This window comes from Moorena sp. SIO3B2, assembly GCF_010692525.1.
Classification (GTDB): domain Bacteria; phylum Cyanobacteriota; class Cyanobacteriia; order Cyanobacteriales; family Coleofasciculaceae; genus Moorena; species Moorena producens.
The window spans coordinates 1-1,027 of record NZ_JAAHHE010001001.1 but is presented as its reverse complement, the minus strand read 5'-3'; the positions used below and the strand labels follow the sequence as shown (position 1 = coordinate 1,027).

Genomic DNA, 1,027 nt, shown 5'->3' with positions numbered 1-1,027 from the left:
GACAAAATGCTCCCTTTGATAACGTGATTGAGGGTTTCAATGAAACCGCTGGTACTCCATCACTCTTCGCACGTCCTGGTTTTGGTCGAAATAATAATCCATTCCAGCCAGGTGTGACGGATGTCCAGCGTCAAGATGATGGAAACGAGTTTGATTTTGCTCTTCCTTCTCTATTTGAGTTCCCTGATAAGTTCTTATTAACCTTGGAGGCTCAGATAGAGAGCAGCAACGCCAAGATTCTGACCGACCCGACTCTAGTGATCCAAGAAGGGCAGCAAGCTAGTGTCAAGTTGGTTCAGGAAGTACTGACTAGTGTGAGGACAGATATAGACTTAGATGGTGGTGTGGCCACTAGAACCATCACCCCGGTTATTGAAGAGGCTGGTTTAACGCTAAATGTGAATGTTGAGAGAATTGACGACAATGGTTTTATCACCTTATCTACAGCTCCCATAATCACAGCTCCTTCGGGAACTCAAGTGTTTGAGAGTGATAATGCAGAAAATACAATCACATTCCTCAGTCGCCGAGAACTGAGCTCTGGGCTAGTTCGTCTGCGGGATGGTCAGACGTTAATTCTATCTGGCATTATTCAGGACAATGACCGCACAACCATAACGAAAGTGCCAGTTTTGGGTGATATTCCCTTACTTGGTGCTCTGTTCAGAAGTACCGAGAAGGTCAATGAACGCCGTGAAGTGATTATCCTGCTGACCCCTCAAATTATGGATGATACAGACCGCAATGGTGGGTATGGTTACAGCTACACTCCTGGACGGGATGCCCGTCAAATGTTAAACCGGGGAGGATTTCAGTCTCCAGGTAATTAAGGTAAAGGTAAGGTAAACGTCAATCAACACTTATCTCCCCGAGCGAGGGATTGCTCGCTCGGGGGTAATCAACTTATGGATTTGACTACTCCCCCCTACTTTAGTGGTGGGAATAGTTAGGTTTTGAAACTTTTACGTGTTTATTTGTTTTTGGTTGACAATTTTATTGACTTGGTTTGATTTAATTTTTATAAATC

Annotated in this window: 1 protein-coding gene; it reads left to right on the top strand. The window is 44.3% G+C overall.

The genetic code is table 11. The annotated features are described in order from the left end of the window. Positions 1 to 830: secretin GspD/PilQ domain-containing protein (locus F6K38_RS43045; protein WP_287361061.1), on the top strand; the 830-nt coding region annotated here is incomplete at its 5' end. Positions 831 to 1,027: the final 197 nt, after the last annotated feature.